The organism is Streptomyces sp. NPDC052101 (genome assembly GCF_040680235.1).
In the GTDB taxonomy this organism is placed as follows: Bacteria; Actinomycetota; Actinomycetes; order Streptomycetales; family Streptomycetaceae; genus Streptomyces.
Genome location: NZ_JBFAWH010000124.1, coordinates 1 through 1,653 on the forward strand (window position 1 = coordinate 1; position 1,653 = coordinate 1,653).

1 protein-coding gene and 1 pseudogene are annotated in these 1,653 nt (G+C 63.8%); both read left to right on the forward strand.

What is annotated here, in order from left to right:
* Positions 1-406, forward strand: a 406-nt coding sequence (locus AB0L75_RS44185; protein WP_365191936.1) for an HNH endonuclease signature motif containing protein, incomplete at its 5' end; no start/stop codon positions are given.
* A 303-nt stretch (positions 407-709) separates the two neighbouring features.
* Positions 710-834: pseudogene (locus AB0L75_RS44190) on the forward strand (IS5/IS1182 family transposase); the annotation flags it as partial.
* Positions 835-1,653 lie beyond the last annotated feature (819 nt).

Consider the following 1,653-nt stretch of genomic DNA (forward strand, 5'->3'; position numbering starts at 1 on the left):
GGACGAGTTTATGGAACAGGTCGGGGTGGAGATTTCCCCCATTACGATCCCGTATGAGACATACACCTTTGAGTACGTCAGCGCGGGTGGCAATAGCAGCGAACGAACCAATGTGGTCTTGAACTCCCAAGCCCTCGACGCCCTCATCGATACGATGTCGGCTCGTATCAAGTTTCGGAAGTCGGCCGCGGGTCAGCGGGCCCTCATGACGTCCAAGCTCCGCCATCACATTAAGGATCGAGATAACTTCACTTGTCAGAACTGCGGGGTTAGTACTTATGCCGAGCCCCACCTTCTGCTTGAGGTGGACCACATCATCCCGGTCTCTCGAGGTGGCCTGACGACAGGAGAAAACTTGCAAGCGCTGTGCTGGAAGTGCAATCGGTCGAAGTCCAATAAAATCTAAGGGCTCGATGGGCCGTCAACGGGAACCCGCCACTAATGGACGTCTGGCCCTCGAAGCCATCTGATACCGCCAGACCTGCACGTCAGAACCATCACCCGCCACACAGGGGGCGGATCGAACTACAAGAATCTGCGGGGTGGCCCTGCCGATCACGGGATCGTGCCCTCGCATGGCGGGTTGGGCACGAAGAACCATCAGCTCGTCGACGGTGCAGGCATGTCGTTCGCCAGCCCGATCACACCCCAGCCAGGCAAGGAATTGGCCCATCACGGCTCCCCTGCTGAGCAGCCGCGCGCACACCGGCCGGTGGGTCGGCCCCGGACCCGCCCGAACATGGTGCTGGGCGACAAGGCCTACTCCTGCTGGACGATCCGTTCCGATCTGCGGGCCCGCGGCATCACAGCAGTGACCCCGAGCCGTCGAACCAGCAGGGTCACTGCGGACGCCGCGATCCAGGCCGCGAGCGGTCTATTGGCCTCGACGGGGCCGTGTACAAAGGCCGTAACGTCCTAGAGCCTCAGTCCGCGCGCCTGAAGCAGTAACGGGACTAACGACCAGGCATGACAAGTACGTGATCGACTACCGGATCGCGGTGGCCCTGAGCGCTGCACTCGCATGGTCCAAACCATTGTCGGACACGCCCTAGCGCCACAGGGTGCCGCGTCTCCGGGGCGTAGTGCGTCGGGATCATCCGAAGTCGGCTCGCGCTGTCCAGGGCTACACAGTGGCCCCGGCGGCGGACATGTTGCGAGCCGCTGGGAGCGGATGACGGAGCTCGGCGTAGTGTTTCCGTCGGCGACGGGGACCGTGCGGGACCCATCCAACTTCCGGAAGCAGTGGCGCACGGCCATGCGAACCATCGGCTTCGGGTGGTCCATCCGGACACGATGCGGAGGGCGGCCCCGACACGAAACGCAGACATCCGGGGGCTTGTGGCGTCGTCGGCGTCCCTGGGGCGCGCCTCGGAAGCCGTGACGGCAGCGCACTATCAGGCGAAAGCTCCGGAGGCGGCGGACATGAAGGCCGTCCTGGCCGACTTCTTCCGAGATGTGGAGGGGTGACGTCGGATCGAAAATGCTGGGTTTTCGCTGGATAGGCCAGGTCCGCGCGGGCATGACAATGGCCCCTGACTGGGCGTCATGCCTGGTCAGGGGCCGCTCTCCGGTGGGCCCTGCGGGGATCGAACCCGCGACCGGCGGGACGGGACTTGCGTCCGACTACCCTGCGACCATGTCGATCAACAACGG